We start from the raw sequence: 20,668 nt of genomic DNA on the forward strand, positions 1-20,668 counted from the left end.
CCCCCACTGCGCGGCGATCATCGAGACCAAGTACAAGGGCGCGGCGCTGCCGGCGTTCTGACTGTGTGGTAGTGCCGGCCGCTGGCCGGCAATCACAGAGCATTGCGAAGATCACGGGGCTGCCGGCCAGCGGCCGGCACTACCCTCAATCCCGCGTACAACCGCTCGCGCCGGGCCGCGTCCATCCAGCCCCACTGCGCGGCGATCATCGAGACCAAGTACCAGGGCGCGGTGCTGCCGGCGTTCTGACCGTACGGTAGTGCCGGCCGCTGGCCGGCAATCACCGGGCATTGCGAAGATCACGGAGCTGCCGGCCAGCGGCCGGCACTACCCTCAATCGACGTGGAAGGCGAGGGTGGCAGCGACGGCCTGCTGCCATCCCGCGTACAGCCGCTCGCGCCGGGCCGCGTCCATCCAGCCCCACTGCGCGGCGATCATCGAGACCAAGTACCAGGGCGCGGTGCCGGCGTCCTGACCGTGTGGTAGTGCCGGCCGCTGGCCGGCAATCACCGGGTATTGCGAAGATCACGGGGCTGCCGGCCAGCGGCCGGCATTACCCTCAATCGACGTGGAAGGCGAGGGTGGCAGCGACGGCCTGCTGCCACCCCGCGTACAGCCGCTCGCGCCGGGCGGCGTCCATCTGCGGCTCGAAGCGCCTGTCCAGCCCCCACTGCGCGGCGATCTGTTCACGGCTGGACCAGAACCCTACCGCCAGCCCGGCCAGGTAGGCCGCGCCCAGCGCGGTGGTTTCGGTCAGCCGCGGCCGCAACAGCGGCACACCGAGAATGTCCGCCTGGAAACCGGCCAGGAAGTCGTTGCCGATCGCGCCGCCATCGGCGCGCAGTTCGCTCAATGCGATACCGGCATCGAACTGCATCGCATCGAGCACGTCGCGGGTCTGGTAGGCCATCGCTTCCAGCGCCGCGCGCACGAAATGCGCCTTGCGGGTACCACGGGTCAGCCCGAACATCGCACCGCGCACATCGCTGCGCCAATAGGGCGCACCGAGGCCGACGAACGCCGGCACCAGGTAGGCGCCGCCACTGTCGGGCACCTGCGCGGCCAGTGCCTGGCTGTCACTGGCGCGTTCGATCATGCGCAGCCCGTCGCGCAGCCACTGCACCACCGAGCCGGCGATGAAGATCGAACCTTCCAGTGCGTACTCCACGCGCCCGTCCAGGCCCCAGGCAATGGTGGTCAACAGGCCATTGCGCGAGCGCACCGCCTGCGCGCCGGTGTGCATCAGCATGAAGCAGCCGGTGCCATAGGTGTTCTTGACCATGCCCGGCTGGAAGCAGGCCTGGCCGAACAGCGCGGCCTGCTGGTCACCGGCGATGCCGGCGATCGGGATCGGGTGGTCGAAGAAGAACTGCGGCCGGGTATGCGCGTACACCGCGCTGGAGTCGCGTACCTGCGGCAGCATCGCGCGCGGGATGTCGAGCAGGGCCAGCAGGTCGTCGTCCCAGTCCAGCGTGTGGATGTTGAACAACAGGGTGCGCGCCGCGTTGCTGTAGTCGGTCACATGCGCCTGGCCGCCGCTGAGGTTCCACACCAGCCAGCTGTCGATGGTGCCGAACAGCAGCTCGCCACGCTCGGCGCGCTGTTGCGCACCTTCCACGTGGTCGAGGATCCAGCGCACCTTGGTCGCGGAGAAATACGCATCGATCAACAGGCCGGTCCGTTCGCGGATCAGCGCTTCATGCCCTTCGGACTTCAGGCGCTCGCAGATGGCGTGGCTCTGCCGCGATTGCCAGACGATGGCGTTGTGGATGGGCTGGCCGGTGGTGCGGTCCCAGACCACGGTGGTTTCGCGCTGGTTGGTGATGCCCAGTGCGGCGATATGGCGCGGGTCGATCTGCCCGCGGCTGAGCAGTTCGGTCAACGTGGCATAGACGCTGGTGAGGATCTCGCGCGGGTCGTGCTCGACCCAGCCGGGATGCGGGAAGATCTGCGCGAACTCGCGCTGTGCGCTGCCGACGATGTCGCCGGCGCGGTCGAACAGGATCGCGCGCGAACTGGTGGTGCCCTGGTCGATGGCCAGCACGTAGCGGGGCGTCATGCAGCGTCTCCGATGGCGATGGGGAAATCCTAATGCATCGATCGCGTCGCGCGGCTGCCCTGGTAGCTGCCAACCTTGGTTGGCACACGTGGCAACACGGGGCTCAGAGCCCTTTCTGTGGGAAAGGGATCCGACCCTCCATCCACGCCTGCAGCCGTGCCACCTGCGCAGCATCCAGCCGCAACCCCAGCTTGCTCCTGCGCCACAACACATCGTCGGAGTCGAGCGCCCACTCATGCCTGCGCAGGAAGTCCACTTCGCGGGCATGCAGGCCGCCGCCAAACGCCTCGCCAAGATCGTGCAGGCCCTGTACACCCTGCAGCAGTTCCGCGCTGCGACTGCCGTAGGCCCCGGCCCAGCGCTGTGCGATCCCGCTCGGCAACCACGGTGCCAGTGACTGCAGGCGCGAGCACGCCTGCGTGGCGTCGCCCCAGTCGCTGCCCGGCAGCGGGTCTCCGCCTGCCGTCCACGCCGGCCCCATCTGTGGCAGCGCTGGCCGCAGCAGCTCCAGCGCCTCCTCGGCCAGCACCCGGTAGGTGGTCAGCTTGCCGCCCAGCACATGCAGCGCCGGTGCCGGGTGGGACTGCAGCTGCAGACGGTAATCACGGCTGAGTCGTGCCGCACGCGGATCGGGATCGGCCAGCAACGGGCGTACGCCAGCGAACCGCCAGACCACGTCTTCCGCTGCGATGGGATCACGCAGGTAGCGATTGGCCGCATCACACAGGTACGTCACCTCTGCAGGGAGCACGCTGCAGCGCGCCGGGTCACCGCGATAGTCGGTGTCGGTGGTGCCGACCAGCAGGTGGTCGTGGGCGAAGGGCAGCAGGAACACCACGCGCCCATCGGGCTGCTGCAGCAGGCAGGCGCTGTCGCTGGGCCAGGGGTGGCGCAGCACGATGTGGCTGCCCTGCACCAGGCGCAGTGCGGGGCCATCGCCGCGCCCCTGCATCTGTTCCAGCAGGCCACCGGCCCACGGACCAGCCGCATTGACAACGGCGCGCGCCGTCACCGGGTGCGGCTGGCCATCGGCGGATTCCAGAATGGCCTGCCATCGGCCCTGCACGGGGCGCAGGTCGATGCAGCGGCTACGGACCCGCACCCGTGCGCCGCGCTGCGCGGCATCCAGGGCGTTGAGCAGCACCAGCCGCGCGTCATCGACCTGCGCATCGGCGTAGCTGAAGCCGTGCCGCAGCGAGGGGGAGAGCCAGCGACCGAGCGGATCGCGTTGCAGGTCCAGTGCGTGCGATGCGGGGAACGCAGGGCTGCGCCGGCCCAGATGGTCGTACAGCCACAGTCCCGCGCGCAGCATCCAGCGCGGGCGCAGGTGCGGCTCCCAGGGCAGGACGAAACGCAGCGGATGGACCAGGTGAGGGGCTTGCCGGCGCACCGTCTCACGCTCATCCAGCGCTTTGCGCACCAGGCCGAACTCGCCCTGTTCGAGGTAGCGCAGGCCGCCATGGATCAGCTTGCTGCTGGCACTGGAGGTGTGTGCGGCCAGGTCATGCTGCTCGCAGAGCAGGACGCGCAGGCCGCGGCCGCTGGCGTCACGGGCGATGCCGGCGCCGTTGATGCCGCCACCGATGACCAGCAGGTCGAGGTCGTCCATCGGGCCTCCGCGTCCTGTGTATGCGTAGAGTCGCCTGTCAGTCGACTCTACAGAACGCGGGTGACGGAAACGACGACGGGCCCCGAAGGGCCCGTCGCGTTACATCCGTGAAGCAGGTGCTGCCTGGATCAGAAGCGGGCGCCGATGCCGAAGCCGACGGTCCACGGATCCATCTTGGCTTCGCCGATCTTCTCGCCGCCAACCTTCACGTCCGGGCGGGCGCGCATGTAGCGGGCGTCGGCACGGGCGAACCAGGTGGAGTTGATGTTCATGTCGACGCCGACGGTACCGATCACGCCCTTGGCATCCTTGAAGCGGATGTCGGTGTCAGCGCCGTTGCCCAGCTTCTCGTTGCTGAAGCTCGACTGGTAGTAGCCCACGCCCACGAACGGGCGGAACACGTTGTCAGCCTGGCCGAAGTGGTACTGGCCGCTCAGCGCGACCGGCTGCTGCTCGACCGAGCCCAGGCGGGCGTTGTTCGGACCCTTGAACTTGTTTTCGAACTTGTCGGCAGCGCCCCACAGTTCAACGGCCCAGTTGTCGTTGATGTAGTAGCTGAAGCTGACGGTCGGCGCCGGGCCGCCATCGGTCTTCTTCACGCCGGTGATCGGGTCGTTCTTCGGTTCCAGCAGCGAGATGCCGCCGACAACGGCAAAATGCTTGCCCGACGCGGTGTCGGTGCTGCTGCTGTCCTGGGCGAAAGCGGCCGGCGCGAAGGCGGCGGAGGTCAGCAGGGCGAGACTCAGGATACGGATGGAGCGCATGGGGGTATCTCCTAATGTTTCTTGTTTTGGGCCCCCGGTTGCGGGGCGAGCACACCGTAGTCGCCCCAACATGAATCGAATCCGACGCACGTTAAAAAATAGTTTTCCTTGTTCAGCGACCGGTGCGGAATGCCTGTATTCATGGGGTTTCTGGCACGCGGTGACATTCATGCAGTTGGAGAAGATGTGAGCACAGCAACGGTGTGCATCGGCCTGCAAGCGCAGGTGAACGTGGACTGCAGGGTGCTGGTGCTGGGCTCGATGCCAGGCGCGGCGTCGCTGCAGCAGCAGCGGTATTACGCCCATCCGCGCAACCGCTTCTGGCCGCTGATGGCCGACATCTGCGGTTTCAACGTGGACCTGCCCTATGCAGCGCGGCTGCAGGCGTTGAACGCTGCGGGCATCGGCCTGTGGGATGTGATCGGCCGCTGCGAGCGGCGCGGCAGCCTGGATGCGGACATCGTGCGCGGCACCGAAGTGGCCAATGCGCTGCCGGAACTGATCGCCACGCTGCCTGAGCTGACGCTGATCGGCTGCAATGGCGGTGCATCACTGCAGGCCTTCCAGCGCTGGGTGCTGCCGCGGCTGGAGGCGCCGCCACCGGTGGTCGCGCTGCCGTCAACCAGCCCTGCCAATGCCGCGTGGTCGCTGCCGCGCCTGCGCAAGGCCTGGCAACCGGTCGCTGACGCACGGGCGACATGAGGCGGACATCGCCTGGACAATACGCTACCGACTGGTCGCGCACCCGACCCATGGGCAACAGCCTGTCCCGGCTGCGTGTGTACTGAAAACACCTGTAACGGTTGGCGCTGGCCCCCGCTGGCCGCACAATAGACGTTTCCCTACACCAGATTGCCGGAGTTATCCCCATGGCCGAAATCAAGGAAGCACTTGTCCCCGATATCGGTGACTACAGCGATATCCCGGTAATCGAGGTGCTTGTCGCCGTCGGCGACACGGTCAAGAAGGACCAGGGCCTGGTGACGCTGGAAAGCGACAAGGCGACCATGGAAGTGCCGTCGTCGGTGGCGGGCGTGGTCAAGGAACTCAAGGTCAAGGTCGGCGACAGCCTGTCCGAAGGCAAGGTCGTGGCGCTGATCGAAGTGGCCGAAGGCGAAGCCGCCTCGCCGGCCGCCGCCGCACCGGCCCCGGCCAAGGCCGCTGCCCCGGCTGCCGCCACCCAGAGCGCGCCGGCCCCGGCGGCTGCCGCACCGGCTGCCCCGGCTGCCAGCGGCGGTGCGGTTGAAGCCCGGGTGCCGGACATCGGCGATTACACCGACATCCCGGTCATCGAAGTGCTGGTCGCCGTGGGCGACACGGTCAAGAAGGACCAGGGCCTGGTGACGCTGGAAAGCGACAAGGCGACCATGGAAGTGCCGTCGTCGGTGGCCGGCGTGGTCAAGGAGCTGAAGGTCAAGGTCGGCGACACCCTGTCGCAGGGTGCCGTGGTCGCCATCATCGAGGCCGAAGGCGCTGCCGCACCGGCCCCGAGCAAGGCCGCTGCTGCCGCCGCCCCGGCCGCTGCCGAGACCGCCACCAAGGTCGAGCCGGTGGCCGTTCCGGCCCAGCCGGACAAGCTGGCGGCCCGCGAGATCGCCTCGGCCGGTACCCCGTCCAGCCCGCCGGTGCAGTTCAACGCCGACGGCGTGCTGCCGGCCAAGGTGCCGTACGCCACCCCGGCCGTGCGAGTGTTCGCCCGCGAGCTGGGCGTGGACCTGCTGCAGGTCAACGGCACCGAGAAGGGCGGCCGCATCACCAAGGGCGACGTGCAGAAGTTCGTCAAGGCCGCGCTCAGCGGTGGCGTGCCGGCTGCCGGCGGTGGCGCCGTCGCCGCCGGTGGTGGCCTGAACCTGCTGCCGTGGCCGAAGGTCGACTTCAGCAAGTTCGGCGAGACCGAAGTCCAGCCGCTGTCGCGCATCAAGAAGATCTCCGGTGCGAACCTGGCCCGCAACTGGGCGATGATCCCGCACGTGACCCAGTTCGAACAGGCCGACATCACCGACCTGGAAGCCCTGCGCGTGGCGCTGAACAAGGAGAACGAGAAGGCCGGCATCAAGCTGACCATGCTCGCCTTCCTGATCAAGGCCAGCGCCGCGGCGCTGAAGAAGTTCCCGGAGTTCAACGCCTCGCTCGATGCCAGCGGTGAAAACCTGACCCTGAAGAAGTACTTCCACATCGGCTTTGCCGCCGACACGCCGAACGGCCTGGTCGTGCCGGTCATCCGCGACGTGGACAAGAAGGGCGTGGTGCAGATCGCGCAGGAAACCGGCGAACTGGCCAAGAAGGCGCGCGACGGCAAGCTGGGCCCGGCCGACATGAGCGGCGGCTGCTTCTCGATCAGCTCGCTGGGCGGCATCGGCGGCACCGCGTTCACCCCGATCGTCAATGCACCGGAAGTGGCCATCCTGGGCGTCTCCAAGTCGTCCATCCAGCCGGTCTGGAACGGCAAGGACTTCGCGCCGAAGCTGATGCTGCCGCTGTCGCTGAGCTACGACCACCGCGTCATCGATGGCGCCCTGGCCGCACGCTTCACCACGTACCTGTCGCAGGTACTGGCCGACATGCGCCGCGTGCTGCTGTAACGCACCGCTTCGCCCCCACCGTGCGGCCGCTGCCCCTGGCGCGGCCGCGTGAACAGATGCAGTGACAGCCCGCCGGCGGCGCCGGCCGGGCATGAGGAAAACCCACCATGGCCACGATTGAAGTCAAGGTTCCCGACATCGGCGATTACAGCGATGTGCCGGTGATTGAAGTGTTGGTCGCCGTCGGCGACACGGTGAAGAAGGATCAGGGTCTGGTGACCCTGGAATCGGACAAGGCCACCCTGGAAGTGCCGTCCTCGGCCGCCGGCGTGGTCAAGGAGATCAAGGTCAAGCTGGGCGACACCCTGTCCGAGGGCGCCGTGGTGGTCGTGCTGGACGCGGAGGGTGCCGCCGAAGCCCCGGCCAAGGCCGCTGCGCCGGCGCCCGCTGCGGCCGCCCCGGCCAGCAAGCCGCCGGTGACCCCGTCGCACCGTGCCCCGGCCGAACCGGCTGCGCCGAAGCCGGCGCTGTCCAGTGGCAAGCCGGCCGACATTGAATGCGAGATGGTCGTGCTGGGCTCGGGCCCGGGCGGCTACACGGCTGCGTTCCGCGCCGCCGACGTCGGCCTGGATACGGTGCTGGTCGAGCGCTATGCCAGCCTCGGCGGCGTCTGCCTCAACGTGGGCTGCATTCCGTCCAAGGCGCTGCTGCATGCTGCTGCGGTGATCGACGAAGTGGCCCACGCCGGTGATTTCGGCGTCGAGTTCGGCAAGCCGACCATCACCCTGGACAAGCTGCGCCAGTACAAGGAAAAGGTCGTCAACCAGCTGACCAAGGGCCTGGCCGGCATGGCCAAGCAGCGCAAGGTCCGCAACGTGCAGGGCGTCGGCAGGTTTGTTTCGGCCAACGAGCTGGAAATCACCGCCGCTGACGGCAGCACCCAGCTGCTGCGCTTCCAGAAGTGCATCATCGCCGCCGGTTCGCAGGCGGTGAAGCTGCCGAATTTCCCGTGGGACGACAAGCGCGTGATGGATTCCACCGACGCGCTGGAGCTGGCCGAAGTGCCGGGCTCGCTGCTGGTCGTCGGTGGCGGCATCATCGGCCTGGAAATGGCCACCGTGTACAGCGCGCTGGGCAGCAAGGTCACCGTGGTCGAGTTCATGGACCAGCTGATGCCGGGTGCCGACAAGGACCTGGTCAAGCCGCTGGCCGACCGCCTGAAGAAGCAGGGCATCGACGTGCACCTGAAGACCAAGGCATCGGGTGTCACTGCCGACGCCAAGGGCATCACCGTGACCTTCGACGCCGCCGAGGAAGGCCAGGCGCCGGCGCTGGCGAAGGGCACCTTCGACCGCGTGCTGGTGGCCGTGGGCCGTTCGCCGAACGGCAAGAAGATCGATGCCGAAAAGGCCGGCGTGCAGGTCACCGATCGTGGCTTCATCCCGGTCGATCGGCAGATGCGCACCAACGTGCCGCACATCTTTGCCATCGGCGATATCGTCGGCAACCCGATGCTGGCCCACAAGGCTACGCACGAGGGCAAGCTGGCGGCCGAAGTGGCGGCCGGCCACAAGAAGGAGTGGGTGGCCCGCGTGATTCCGTCGGTGGCCTACACCAACCCGGAAATCGCCTGGGTTGGCGTCACCGAGACCGAAGCCAAGGCCAAGGGCCTGAAGGTCGGCGTGGCCAAGTTCCCGTGGGCGGCCAGCGGCCGCGCGATCGGCATCGGTCGCACCGAGGGCTTCACCAAGCTGATCTTCGACGAAGAGACGCACCGCATCATCGGTGGCGCGATCGTTGGCGTGCATGCCGGTGACCTGCTGGCCGAGATCGGCCTGGCGATCGAGATGGGTGCGGAAGCCGAAGACATCGGCCACACCATCCACGCCCACCCGACGCTGAGCGAGTCGGTGGCGATGGCCTCGGAAATCTACGACGGCACGATCACCGATCTGTACATGCCGAAGAAGAAGTAAGGCGCCCGCGCCGTTCCGAACGAAGACCCCGGTTTCTGCCGGGGTTTTTTGTTGGCTGCGGGGATGCCTTCGGCAGCACATCGCGAGGGTCTGGGCCACTGCGTGGGTGGCAGGCATTTCGACAAATGTCCCCCGTCGCCCGCCTGCGGCGGTCGCCTCCTCCTTTACTTTGTCGAAATGCCTGCCACCCGCGCAGTGGCTCGGCTTGCGGACGGAGCAGCCACAGCCGGCTGTTCTGCCACGGCCGCCTGGATGCCTGATACGCGGAGGGAGCGGGGGTTGTGTGCGAAGTAAAGGAGGAGGCGCCGGCCGCAGGCCTGCGCCGGGGGACATTCGCACGCAGCCCCCGCTCCCTCCAGCGCTCGACCACGCATGCGTCTACGGCAATTGCCACCCGCGCAGCGGCTCGGCTTGCGGATAGTCGAGAGCCACAGCCTGGGCGGCCGGGATGCCTTACACGCGGAGGGAGCGGGGGTGTGTGCGAAGTAAAGGAGGAGGTGCCGGCCGCAGGCCGGCGCCGGGGGACATTCGCACGCAGCCCCCGCTCCCTCCGGCGCTCGACCAACCCGCTTCTGCTCTTCGCCAGCAATCCACAAAAAACGCGGCCCCGATGTTCCGGAGGCCGCGCCAGGAGAGAAGATGCCGTGGAAGGGGCAGGGGATCAGAACACGAAGCTGATGCCGGCCACCGGGCCCTTGAACTCCTGCTTCAGGCCGACCGTGCCGTCGCTGCCCTTCTTGTCCACGTCCAGCTTGAACCAGTCGTAGCCGGCGAACACGCCGAAGTTCTTGGTGAAGCGATAATCGACGATCGCATTGGCGCGGCTCAGGTCGCCCTTGTAGTCGTCGAAGCTGCCCCAGCGCGTGTTGAGGTACTGGCCCTGCAGCGTGATCATCCAGCGCTCGGACGGAGTGAAGGTCATGCGTGCACCCACCACCGGTGCCACGCCGTCGGCCTTCTCGTTGAGGAACTGGCCTTCGTACACAGTGCCCAGGTCGGCGTAGCCCTTGGTGCTCACCTTGGCGTACTCGCCACCAATCTGCAGGCCCAGGTCGAAGGTGTCGGTATCGACGACCGAGTAGTCGTAGACCAAGCTTGCCACCTGGTACTTCAGCTCGCCCTTCACGAAGCTGCCGGCCGGCACCGTCTCACCGCCGAAGGAAATGCCCTGGTCGAGCGTCTCGCGGCGGTCCTTGTCGTACTTGAAATAGTTGAACAGCAGGCGCTGGCGGTTGCTGATGCGGAACATGCCGTCGATGCGCGGCTCCCATTCCTTGCCGCCCAGCTTGAAGTCCTGGTCCAGGGAGATGTCCTGGCCGGCCACGGTGGTGCTGCCGCGCAGCGTGTTGTCCGAGTCGATGTTCATCGCACCCAGGCGGATGGCGAAGCGGTCATCGCCTTCGGCGGCGTGGGCCGCAGAGGCGAACGAAGCGCCGGCGGCGAGCAGGGAAAGGGCGAGCAGGGTGGGTACGGGGCGCATCGAAGAGTCCTTGCAGTGGTTCATCAGAATGAAGACCACTGTGCCGGACGCACGCGTCCACCATGCGTGAACGTATGGTCCATGGGGCGTGTACGGTTCAGCCCTGTCGCGATCCTGCAAAAGGATGGCCCCGGAGCGGGGCTTCGGGGCCATCGTGGGACCTGCGGGGTGGAGCCGACGAGGATGCTGCAGGCAGGTCGAATGGTCGGACCGGCATGCCTGACGAAAGTTCCGCAGCCTGCGACCAAAGTTCAATACTGCGCCGCAACATGGTGCGGACGTCATTGTCCCCCTGGTGGCACGCAAAAATGTAACCGTTACCGCAACTTGCGGCTTCCAGGGATGAACAGGCAGCGGTTGTCTCGCAAATTGTCCCATTGCTATAATTTGGCGGCTCGATGAGGCCCCCGTGCTTTAGCCCGCCTCAGCCTTCCACTTGCAACCACGCGGGACGTCCTGTGCTGAACTCCGTTGATGCGGGTCGGCGACTGATGCTGCGCGCCGCGGTCTACCCGCTGGCCGCGGTCGCTGTCCTGGCCCTGGCCTTCCTGCTGGTGGGTCCGAAATATGCCCTCGGTGCGCTGGCGTCCGGAGTGGCGATTTCCGCCGGTGGCTGGGTGGCTGCACGGATGGCACTGGGCGGTGGCGCGGTGGCCGCAGGATCGGCGATGGCTCGCCTGATCATTGCGATCGTGGCCAAGTGGGTCGTGGTTTTCGGCGTCCTGCTGGTGGGGTTCCTGGTCTTCAAGCTGCCTGCATTGGCGCTGTTGGCCGGTATCGCCGTCGGCTTGATGTTCCAGGTCCTGGCCATGGCCAGGCGTTGACAGAATTCAATTAACTGAAGGTTCCGGACACATGGCGGGCGAGGCTCTAACCCCTACCAGCTACATCCAGCATCACCTGCACAACCTGACCGCGCCGGTCGGCAAGGGTGAGGGTATGTTCTGGCATATCCACGTCGATACCTTCCTCACCGCCGTCCTGATGGGCCTGGTGATCGTGGTCGCGTTCTGGCTGGGCACCCGCAAGGCCACTGCCGGCGTGCCGGGCAAGTGGCAGGCCTTCGTCGAGATCTGCCTGGAGTTCGTCGACCGCCAGGCCAAGGACACCTATCACGGCAAGAGCAAGCTGGTCACGCCGATCGCCATCACGATCTTCTTCTGGATCCTGATGATGAACCTGATCAAGATGATCCCGGCCGACTTCATCGCCAAGCCGCTGGAATGGGCGGGCATCCATTACTGGAAGCCGGTACCGACCGCTGACGTCAACGCCACCCTCGGCATGGCCATCAGCGTGTTCTTCCTGATGCTGTTCTTCGCGCTGAAGTCCAAGGGCCTGCTGGGCTTCATCAAGGAATTCCTGACGGCGCCGTTCGGCAAGTGGATGATGCCGTTCAACCTGATCCTCAACATCGTCGAGTGGCTGAGCAAGCCGATCTCGCTGGCGATGCGACTGTTCGGCAACATGTTCGGCGGCGAAATCGTGTTCCTGCTGATCTGGGTGCTGGGTGGTGCCGGTTTCTTCGGTGCCATTGCCGGTGGTGCGTTCGGCCTTGGCTGGATGCTGTTCCACCTGCTGGTGATCCCGCTGCAGGCCTTCATCTTCATGATGCTGTCGATCGTGTACCTGAGCCTGTCGGAAGACGCTCACTGAGTTTCAAGCTTCAACGCGTTTCAACCTTCATCCGTTTCATCACCCTTAGCAACTTAAGTTCCTGGAGATAACCATGTACTTCGCCGTCCTGACCAACTTCGCGCAGATTCAGAGCTCCACCGCCCTTGCCGTCGGCATCATGATCGGCCTGGCCGCGCTGGGCGCCGGTCTGGGTCTGGCCATCATGGCTGGTAAGTTCCTGGAGTCGGCCGCGCGCCAGCCGGAACTGATCCCGGTCCTGCAGGTCCGCATGTTCATCACCGCCGGCCTGATCGACGCCGCGTTCATCATCTCGGTCGCCGTTGGCCTGCTGCTGGCCTTCGCCAACCCGCTGTCGGCTGCCTTCGCTGGCGCCGTCACCAAGGCTCTGGCCGGCTGATACAGCGGTTTGAGACGACCGGGTGCTGATGCACCCGGTTTCGGATGAAGGCCGGATGTGCCGCTACGGCGGCGCGTCCACCCCGAAACCAGCGATCGAGCTAACCATGAATATCAATTTCACCCTCCTTGCGCAGGCGCTGGCCTTCGCTGGTCTGATCTGGATCATCGCGACCAAGATCTGGCCGCCGCTGATGAACGCGATCGAAGAGCGCCAGCAGAAGATTGCTGAAGGCCTCGCCGCGGCCGACCGCAGCCAGAAAGACCTGGCCCAGGCGCAGGAGAAGGTCAACGAAGCGCTGAAGGAAGCCCGCACCAAGGCCAACGAGATCATCGATCAGGCCCACGCGCGTGCCAACCAGATCGTTGATGCTGCCCGTAACGAAGCGATCACCGAAGCCACCCGTCAGAAGGAACTGGCCCAGGCTGAAATCGACGCCGCCGCCAACCGTGCCCGTGAAGATCTGCGCAAGCAGGTGTCCGCGCTGGCCGTGACCGGTGCCGAAAAGCTGCTCAAGCGCGAAATCGACGCCAACGCCCACAAGGCGCTGCTCGACGAGCTGGCCTCGGAGATCTAAGGATGAGCCAGGCCCTCACGCTTGCCCGCCCGTACGCCCGCGCCGCGTTCGCGACCGCGCGCGACGAAGGCGCGTTCGCGCCGTGGTCGGACGCCCTGGCGTTCTCCGCCCACGTCGCCGCCGACCCGCGCGTGGCGGCCCTGCTCGCCAACCCGGAGCTGGGTCGTGACGACGCCGTCGCCCTGCTGGCGCCGGTGTCGCACGGCGAGACCTACTCGCGCTTCCTGGCCATCCTGGCCGAATCGCATCGTCTGCCGCTGCTGCCGGAAATCTCCGGCATGTTCGACGCCCTGCGCGCCGAAGCCGAGCACGTGGTCAAGGCCACGGTGACCTCGGCGGCCGAACTGTCGGCCGGTGAGCTGGACGCGATCAAGGCTGCGCTGCGCAAGCGCTTCAACCGCGAGGTCGACGTGACCACCGCGGTCGATGCCTCGCTGATCGGCGGCGCCGTGATCGACGCCGGCGACGTGGTCATCGATGGTTCGCTGAAGGGCAAGCTGGCCCGTCTGCAGACCGCGCTCGCTAACTGAATTCATTTAACGTCCGGCCCCGCTGCCGGCACTAGGACTTGACGATGGCAACCACGCTCAACCCCTCCGAAATCAGCGAACTGATCAAGAACCGCATCGAGAAGGTCAAGCTGGCCGCGGAATCGCGCAACGAAGGCACCGTGACCAGCGTGTCCGACGGCATCGTGCGCATCTTCGGTCTGGCCGACGTGATGCAGGGCGAAATGATCGAACTGCCGAACAACACCTTCGCCCTGGCCCTGAACCTGGAGCGCGACTCGGTCGGCGCCGTGGTCCTGGGTGACTACGAGCACCTGCGCGAAGGCGACGTCGCCAAGACCACCGGCCGCATCCTGGAAGTGCCGGTCGGTCCGGAACTGCTGGGCCGCGTGGTCAACGCGCTGGGCGAGCCGATCGATGGCAAGGGCCCGCTGGGCACCGACCTGACCGCTCCGGTGGAGCGTGTTGCGCCGGGCGTGATCTGGCGCAAGTCGGTCGACCAGCCGGTGCAGACCGGTTACAAGTCGGTCGACTCGATGATCCCGATCGGCCGTGGCCAGCGTGAGCTGATCATCGGTGACCGCCAGACCGGCAAGACCGCCATGGCGATCGATGCGGTGATCAACCAGAAGGGCACCGGCATCAAGTGCGTGTACGTTGCGATCGGCCAGAAGGCGTCGACCATCGCCAACATCGTGCGCAAGCTGGAAGAGAACGGCGCGCTGGCCCACACCATCGTGGTGGCCGCGACCGCCTCCGAATCGGCCGCCATGCAGTACATCAGCGCCTACTCGGGCTGCACCATGGGTGAGTACTTCATGGATCGCGGCGAAGACGCGCTGATCGTGTACGACGATCTGTCCAAGCAGGCCGTGGCCTACCGCCAGATCTCGCTGCTGCTGAAGCGCCCGCCGGGCCGTGAAGCCTACCCGGGTGACGTGTTCTACCTGCACTCGCGCCTGCTGGAACGCGCGGCCCGCGTGTCCGAGGAATACGTCGAGAAGTTCACCGAAGGCAAGGTCACCGGCAAGACCGGTTCGCTGACCGCGCTGCCGATCATCGAGACCCAGGCCGGCGACGTGTCCGCCTTCGTTCCGACCAACGTGATCTCGATCACCGACGGCCAGATCTTCCTGGAAACCGACCTGTTCAACGCCGGCATCCGTCCGGCCGTGAACGCCGGTATCTCGGTGTCGCGCGTCGGTGGCTCGGCCCAGACCAAGATCATCAAGAAGCTGTCGGGCGGCATCCGTATCTCGCTGGCCCAGTACCGCGAGCTGGCTGCGTTCGCGCAGTTCGCCTCGGACCTGGACGAAGCGACCCGCAAGCAGCTGGAGCGTGGCCAGCGCGTCACCGAGCTGATGAAGCAGAAGCAGTACGCGCCGATGTCGATCGCCAACCAGGCGCTGTCGATCTACGCCGTCAACGAGGGTTACCTCGACGACGTGCCGGTCAACAAGCTGCTGGCGTTCGAAGAAGGCCTGCACGCCCACTTCGCCAACACCCAGGGCGAGCTGATCAGCAAGGTCAACGCCACCGGCGGTTGGGACAACGACATCGAAGGTGCCTTCAAGAAGGGCATCGCCGAGTTCAAGACCACCGGCAGCTGGTAATCGCGGTCCTGTAGAGCGGAGCCGCTGGCTCCGCTGGACCAGATGACAAACGGTTGAACAACGCGGGGCATCAGCCCCGCGCCACGGGAAACAAGAGATGGCAAGCGGACGCGAAATCAAAACCAAGATCAAGAGCGTGCAGAACACCCGCAAGGTGACGCGCGCCCTGGAAATGGTCTCGGCCTCCAAGATCCGCAAGGCGCAGGATCGGATGAAGACCTCGCGTCCGTACGCGCAGGCGATGAAGCAGGTGATCGGTCATCTGGCCCAGGCCAGCACCGACTACCAGCATCCGTTCCTGGTCGAGCGCGAGCAGGTCAAGCGGGTCGGTTTCATCGTGATCTCCTCCGATCGCGGCCTGGCCGGCGGCCTGAACAACAACCTGTTCCGCAAGATGCTGAGCGAAGCCAAGGCATGGCAGGACAAGGGTGCCGAAGTGGACCTGGTGACCATCGGCCAGAAGGCTTCGACCTTCTTCCGCCGCGTGAAGGTCAACATGGTCGGCAGCGTGACCCACATCGGCGACGTGCCGAAGCTGGAATCGCTGATCGGTGTGATCAAGGTCATGCTCGACGCCTTCACCGAAGGCAAGATCGACCGCGTGTACCTGGTCTACAACCGCTTCGTGAACACCATGGTGCAGAAGGCCAGCTTCGATCAGCTGCTGCCGCTGCCGCCGGCTGAGAAGCAGGTCGCTCACCACGACTGGGATTACCTGTACGAACCCGATGCCGCGACCGTGCTCGAGCACGTGATGACGCGTTACATCGAGTCGCTGGTGTACCAGGCACTGCTGGAAAACGTCGCCTCCGAGCATGCGGCACGCATGGTTGCGATGAAGGCGGCGAGCGACAACGCCAACAAGCTGATCGGCACCCTGCAGCTCGTCTACAACAAGGCGCGCCAGGCAGCGATCACCCAGGAAATCTCCGAAATCGTCGGCGGCGCGGCAGCAGTCTGACCGCGTTCGTTCAAAGCACACATTAGAGGATGCAGCAATGAGTCAGGGCAAGATCGTTCAGATCATCGGCGCGGTCGTCGACGTCGAATTCCCGCGTGAATCGGTGCCGAAGGTGTACGACGCACTGAAGGTGGAAAACACCGAGATCACCCTCGAAGTCCAGCAGCAGCTGGGCGACGGCGTGGTGCGTACCATCGCCCTCGGTTCCACCGACGGCCTGAAGCGCAACCTGGTTGCCGTCAACACCGGCCGTGGCATCTCGGTGCCGGTCGGCGCCGGCACCCTGGGCCGCATCATGGACGTGCTGGGCCGTCCGATCGACGAAGCCGGCCCGGTCGCTGCCAGCGACAACTGGGAAATCCACCGCGCTGCGCCGTCGTATGAAGACCAGTCCCCGGCCACCGAGCTGCTGGAAACCGGCATCAAGGTCATCGACCTGATGTGCCCGTTCGCCAAGGGCGGCAAGGTCGGCCTGTTCGGCGGCGCCGGCGTCGGCAAGACCGTCAACATGATGGAACTGATCAACAACATCGCCAAGGCGCACAGCGGTCTGTCCGTGTTCGCCGGCGTGGGTGAGCGTACCCGTGAGGGCAACGACTTCTACCACGAAATGAAGGACTCCAACGTCCTGGACAAGGTGGCGATGGTGTACGGCCAGATGAACGAGCCGCCGGGCAACCGTCTGCGCGTCGCCCTGACCGGCCTGACCATGGCCGAGTACTTCCGCGATGAGAAGGACGAAAACGGCAAGGGCAAGGACGTCCTGCTGTTCGTCGACAACATCTACCGCTACACCCTGGCCGGTACCGAAGTGTCGGCACTGCTGGGCCGCATGCCGTCCGCGGTGGGTTACCAGCCGACCCTGGCCGAGGAAATGGGCGTCCTGCAGGAGCGCATCACCTCGACCAAGAATGGTTCGATCACCTCGATCCAGGCCGTCTACGTTCCCGCGGACGACCTGACCGACCCGTCGCCGGCGACCACCTTCGCCCACCTGGACTCGACCGTGACCCTGTCGCGTTCGATCGCCTCGCTGGGTATCTACCCGGCCGTCGATCCGCTGGACTCCACCAGCCGCCAGATGGACCCGCTGGTCATCGGCCACGAGCACTACGACACCGCCCAGCGCGTCCAGCAGACCCTGCAGAAGTACAAGGAACTGAAGGACATCATCGCGATCCTGGGCATGGACGAGCTGTCCGAAGAGGACAAGCAGGCCGTGTCGCGCGCACGCAAGATCGAGCGCTTCTTCAGCCAGCCGTTCCACGTGGCCGAAGTGTTCACCGGTTCGCCGGGCAAGTACGTGCCGCTGAAGGACACCATCCGTGGCTTCAAGGCCATCGTCGATGGCGAATACGACCACCTGCCGGAGCAGGCGTTCTACATGGTCGGCGGCATCGAAGAAGCGGTCGAGAAGGCCAAGAAGATGGCCGAGAAGGCCTGATCCGGGCCGGGTGGGAGCGATCCTGCCCGACCTGACGCCGGTGCCGGGCAACCGCCCGCGCCGGTGGACCCCCACGGTGGCATTGCGCCGCCGCGAACAGCGAAGAGATTTGCATGAGCACGATCCGTTGCGACATCGTCAGCGCCGAGCAGGAAATCTTCCGTGGCGAAGCGACCCTGGTCGTGGCCACCGGTGAGCTGGGCGAACTGGGCATCGCGCCCAAGCACGCGCCGCTGATCACCCGCCTGAAGCCGGGCAAGGTGGTGGTGACCACGCCGAACGGCGAGCAGCTGGATTTCGCCATTTCCGGCGGCATCCTGGAAGTGCAGCCGCAGGTGGTGACCGTGCTGGCCGACACCGCGATCCGCGCGCAGGACATCGACGAAGCCTCGGTCCGCAAGGCCAAGGAAGAAGCCGAGCGCATCCTGGCCAACCGCGGCGAAGCGATGGAAGTGGCCGAAGCCCAGCAGAAGCTGGCCGAGGCCGTCGTCCAGCTGCAGGCACTGGAGCGCCTGCGCAAGACCCTCAAGCACTGAGGCTCGCGCAGCATCCACGAGAACGCCGGCCCCGTGCCGGCGTTTTTATTTGGAGCGGGCAGGGCCGACTGGCTGGAGCCGACCGGGTAGAGTCGACCGGGTAGAGTCGACTGTTAGTCGACTATCGCGCGCAGCGCGGCATTCTGGCGACCTGATGGAAGCGCAGTCGACTGACAGTCGACTCTACCAATCCCAGCCCCGATCCCGATCCTGGTGCCGTCTCAGCGGTACACCACGTAGCGCATCAACAGGAACGACACGCACGCCAGACCGCCTTCCACCAGCGGCTTGGCCAGCCAGGTGTACTGCAGGCCCAGCGCCTGGTCGACCAGGCTGACCAGCAGCGTGCTCGCCGCCGTCAGCAGCAGCCACAGCCCGAAGAAGCGTGCAAAGCGCTTCCATCCCAGCTTGCGGGTGCCGGCCTCTGCAAAGGTGTAGCGGCCATTGAGCCAGAAGCCCAGCAGCATGCCGGCCAGGCGACCGGCGATGTTGGCTGGCGCCACCGGCATGCCCAGCGCGGTGGCGGCCACGAACACCAGCCAATCGACCAGCAGCTGCACGAGCCCAATCACGAGGTAGGCGCTTCCCTGGCGGACGAGGCTCATCGGCATGGTGAAGGAAGAGGGATGCCCATGTTAACGGCCCACGCTCTAGAATCACCGGCAACGAATTACGGACCGCCGCTCCCATGACCCAAGCCCTGCACGTCATCATCCTCGCCGCCGGCGCCGGCAAGCGCATGAAGTCGGTGCTGCCGAAGGTGCTGCAGCCGATCGCCGGCCAGCCGATGCTGGCGCACGTGATCGATACCGCACGCGCGTTGCAGCCGGCGGCCATCCACGTGGTCTACGGCCACGGTGGCGAGGCGGTGCGGCAGTACTTTGCCGACCAGCCCGACCTGCAGTGGGCCGAGCAGGCACAACAGCTCGGCACCGGCCACGCGGTGGCGCAGGCAATGCCGCAGGTGCCCGATGCCGCGCAGGTGCTGGTGCTGTACGGCGATGTGCCGCTGATCCGCGCGCAGACGCTGCGCGACCTGCTGGCCGAGCCGGGGCGACTGGCGGTGCTGGTGGCCGAGGTCGATGATCCGACCGGTTACGGGCGCGTGCTGCGTGACGCCGAGGGCAGGGTCGGCGCGATCGTCGAGCAGAAGGACGCCACCGACGACCAGCTGCGCGTGCGCACGATCAACACCGGCATCATCGCCGCTGAATCCACCGCGCTGCGGCGCTGGCTGTCGCAGCTGTCCAACAGCAACGCACAGGGCGAGTACTACCTCACCGACGTGTTCGCCTTCGCCGCGCATGAGTACACCCCGGCCGAAATGGCGCTGGTGGCCGACGCGCAGGAAGCCGAGGGCGCAAACGATCCCTGGCAGCTGTCGCAGCTGGAGCGTGCGTGGCAGCGTCGCGCGGTGCGGGCGTTGTGCGCGCAGGGCGCGCGGGTGCGCGATCCGGCGCGGCTGGACATCCGCGGCACGGTCACCGTCGGCAGTGACGTGCTGATCGATGTCGATGTCATCCTCGAGGGCAACATCGCGCTCGGTGACGGCGTCACCGTGGGCCCGTTCAATCGCCTGAAGGATGTCAATCTGGGCCCGGGCACCGAGGTGCGCGCACACTGCGATCTGGAAGGCGTGGTCACCGAAGGTGCCGCGCTGGTGGGACCGTTCGCGCGCCTGCGCCCCGGTACCGTGCTGGCCGATGGCGTGCACGTCGGCAACTTCGTTGAAACCAAGAAGGTCACCCTTGGCGTCGGCAGCAAGGCCAACCACCTCACCTACCTGGGTGATGCCGAGATCGGCAGCCGGGTCAACATCGGTGCCGGCACGATCACCTGCAACTACGATGGCGTGAACAAGTCCACCACCACCATCGGCGACAACGCGTTCATCGGCTCCAACAGCTCGCTGGTGGCGCCGCTGACGATCGGCGAGGGCGCCACCATCGCCGCGGGTTCGGTCATCACCCGCACCGCTCCGGACGGCAAGCTGACCCTGGCGCGCGCACGACAGGAAACGATCGATGGCTGGAAGCGCCCGGTCAAGAAGCCCTGAGCCACGTGTCCCGCGCGCCGACGAGCTCGGCCTGTTGCCGGCAATTGAACAGCGTGCCGGCGAACTGCTGAAGGGCCACGAAGCCTATCCGGTGTTTGCCGGCCACGGCCTGGACCCGCAGGCACTGCAGGATGGCCTTCGGCGCGGGCAGCTGTGGGTGGTCGATGCCGCTGAAGGCGGTATTGCGGGTTACCTGCTGGGCGGCGAGCTGTGCGGCGAGTTCCATGTCGTGCAGATGGATGTGGACCCGGCACATGCGCGTCGTGGCCATGGCCGTGCCCTGCTGCGGCATGCCTTGGCGCAGGCCAGGGCGGCCGGTTTTGCCGCCGCGGTGCTGACCACCTTGAGCGATGTCCCGTGGAATGCAGCCTTCTACGCCAGCGAAGGGTTCGTTGAAGTGCCGGAAGCGGAGTGGAGCGAGGGCCTGCGCGCGGTGATGGCCGAAGAGGCTGCGTTGGGGTTCCCGATGCACCTGCGGGTGGCGATGCGGCAGGTTGGGTAGGTGCCGACCTGGCTCGGCACATCCA

The 20,668-nt window shown here is 66.3% G+C and carries 19 protein-coding genes; 14 read left to right on the forward strand and 5 right to left on the reverse strand.

The window, feature by feature from the left end; translation table 11 throughout:
• Window positions 1-559 precede the first annotated feature (559 nt).
• From glpK to BLS66_RS14435, 3 genes are all read right to left on the reverse strand, one after another.
• A complete protein-coding gene (glpK, locus tag BLS66_RS14425; protein ID WP_074726156.1) occupies window positions 560-2,059 on the reverse strand; it encodes a glycerol kinase GlpK in 1,500 nt (499 codons plus the stop codon).
• 103 nt (window positions 2,060-2,162) lie between these two features.
• A complete protein-coding gene (gene glpD, locus BLS66_RS14430; RefSeq protein ID WP_074726157.1) occupies window positions 2,163-3,668 on the reverse strand; it encodes a glycerol-3-phosphate dehydrogenase in 1,506 nt (501 codons plus the stop codon).
• A 128-nt stretch (window positions 3,669-3,796) separates the two neighbouring features.
• Window positions 3,797-4,432 carry an OmpW/AlkL family protein gene (locus BLS66_RS14435; RefSeq protein ID WP_019660737.1) on the reverse strand — a complete coding sequence of 212 codons (636 nt, stop codon included), beginning with the start codon at window positions 4,430-4,432 and terminating at the stop codon, window positions 3,797-3,799.
• A gap of 186 nt (window positions 4,433-4,618) precedes the next feature.
• Between BLS66_RS14435 and BLS66_RS14440 the strand changes: the two genes are divergently transcribed.
• From BLS66_RS14440 to lpdA, 3 genes are all read left to right on the forward strand, one after another.
• The gene (locus tag BLS66_RS14440; RefSeq protein WP_074726158.1) at window positions 4,619-5,134 is read left to right on the forward strand and encodes a DNA-deoxyinosine glycosylase; all 516 of its coding nucleotides are present in this window, start codon (window positions 4,619-4,621) and stop codon (window positions 5,132-5,134) included.
• Between the two features lie 167 nt (window positions 5,135-5,301).
• Window positions 5,302-7,014 (forward strand): dihydrolipoyllysine-residue acetyltransferase, encoded by a 1,713-nt coding sequence (aceF, locus tag BLS66_RS14445; RefSeq protein ID WP_057494524.1) that lies wholly within the window; start codon window positions 5,302-5,304, stop codon window positions 7,012-7,014.
• A gap of 107 nt (window positions 7,015-7,121) precedes the next feature.
• The gene (gene lpdA / locus BLS66_RS14450) at window positions 7,122-8,930 is read left to right on the forward strand and encodes a dihydrolipoyl dehydrogenase (RefSeq protein WP_074726159.1); all 1,809 of its coding nucleotides are present in this window, start codon (window positions 7,122-7,124) and stop codon (window positions 8,928-8,930) included.
• Between the two features lie 661 nt (window positions 8,931-9,591).
• On the opposite strand, the gene BLS66_RS14455 is transcribed toward lpdA, so the two are convergent.
• Entirely contained in the window at window positions 9,592-10,410 is an 819-nt protein-coding gene (locus BLS66_RS14455; RefSeq protein WP_049466590.1) for a hypothetical protein, read from the reverse strand.
• Window positions 10,411-10,868: 458 nt separating this feature from the next.
• Between BLS66_RS14455 and BLS66_RS14460 the strand changes: the two genes are divergently transcribed.
• The 9 genes from BLS66_RS14460 (at window position 10,869) to BLS66_RS14500 (ending at window position 18,085) form a co-directional block, all read left to right on the forward strand.
• Entirely contained in the window at window positions 10,869-11,234 is a 366-nt protein-coding gene (locus BLS66_RS14460; protein WP_014648497.1) for a hypothetical protein, read from the forward strand.
• Between the two features lie 31 nt (window positions 11,235-11,265).
• The gene (atpB, locus tag BLS66_RS14465; RefSeq protein ID WP_049466592.1) at window positions 11,266-12,066 is read left to right on the forward strand and encodes a F0F1 ATP synthase subunit A; all 801 of its coding nucleotides are present in this window, start codon (window positions 11,266-11,268) and stop codon (window positions 12,064-12,066) included.
• 73 nt (window positions 12,067-12,139) lie between these two features.
• Entirely contained in the window at window positions 12,140-12,445 is a 306-nt protein-coding gene (gene atpE / locus BLS66_RS14470) for a F0F1 ATP synthase subunit C (protein WP_005411133.1), read from the forward strand.
• A gap of 106 nt (window positions 12,446-12,551) precedes the next feature.
• Entirely contained in the window at window positions 12,552-13,022 is a 471-nt protein-coding gene (locus BLS66_RS14475; RefSeq protein WP_005419512.1) for a F0F1 ATP synthase subunit B, read from the forward strand.
• Window positions 13,023-13,024: 2 nt separating this feature from the next.
• The gene (locus BLS66_RS14480; protein ID WP_049466594.1) at window positions 13,025-13,552 is read left to right on the forward strand and encodes a F0F1 ATP synthase subunit delta; all 528 of its coding nucleotides are present in this window, start codon (window positions 13,025-13,027) and stop codon (window positions 13,550-13,552) included.
• A 44-nt stretch (window positions 13,553-13,596) separates the two neighbouring features.
• The gene (atpA, locus tag BLS66_RS14485; RefSeq protein WP_005419511.1) at window positions 13,597-15,144 is read left to right on the forward strand and encodes a F0F1 ATP synthase subunit alpha; all 1,548 of its coding nucleotides are present in this window, start codon (window positions 13,597-13,599) and stop codon (window positions 15,142-15,144) included.
• A gap of 97 nt (window positions 15,145-15,241) precedes the next feature.
• Complete coding sequence (gene atpG, locus BLS66_RS14490; protein ID WP_074726160.1) at window positions 15,242-16,105, forward strand: F0F1 ATP synthase subunit gamma; 864 nt, start codon at window positions 15,242-15,244, stop codon at window positions 16,103-16,105.
• Between the two features lie 37 nt (window positions 16,106-16,142).
• Window positions 16,143-17,549 (forward strand): F0F1 ATP synthase subunit beta, encoded by a 1,407-nt coding sequence (gene atpD / locus BLS66_RS14495; protein WP_005419510.1) that lies wholly within the window; start codon window positions 16,143-16,145, stop codon window positions 17,547-17,549.
• Window positions 17,550-17,662: 113 nt separating this feature from the next.
• Window positions 17,663-18,085 carry a F0F1 ATP synthase subunit epsilon gene (locus tag BLS66_RS14500; protein ID WP_005411127.1) on the forward strand — a complete coding sequence of 141 codons (423 nt, stop codon included), beginning with the start codon at window positions 17,663-17,665 and terminating at the stop codon, window positions 18,083-18,085.
• Window positions 18,086-18,306: 221 nt separating this feature from the next.
• Here the strand turns inward: BLS66_RS14500 and BLS66_RS14505 are convergent, their stop codons facing one another.
• Entirely contained in the window at window positions 18,307-18,690 is a 384-nt protein-coding gene (locus BLS66_RS14505; RefSeq protein ID WP_049466598.1) for a GtrA family protein, read from the reverse strand.
• Between the two features lie 83 nt (window positions 18,691-18,773).
• Between BLS66_RS14505 and glmU the strand changes: the two genes are divergently transcribed.
• Window positions 18,774-20,141, forward strand: a complete 1,368-nt coding sequence (glmU, locus tag BLS66_RS14510; protein ID WP_074726161.1) for a bifunctional UDP-N-acetylglucosamine diphosphorylase/glucosamine-1-phosphate N-acetyltransferase GlmU — start codon at window positions 18,774-18,776, stop codon at window positions 20,139-20,141.
• Window positions 20,110-20,643 (forward strand): GNAT family N-acetyltransferase, encoded by a 534-nt coding sequence (locus tag BLS66_RS14515; protein ID WP_074726162.1) that lies wholly within the window; start codon window positions 20,110-20,112, stop codon window positions 20,641-20,643. Before glmU ends, BLS66_RS14515 begins: the two co-directional genes overlap by 32 nt.
• Window positions 20,644-20,668 lie beyond the last annotated feature (25 nt).

The organism is Stenotrophomonas pavanii, from assembly GCF_900101175.1.
GTDB lineage: Bacteria > Pseudomonadota > Gammaproteobacteria > Xanthomonadales > Xanthomonadaceae > Stenotrophomonas > Stenotrophomonas pavanii.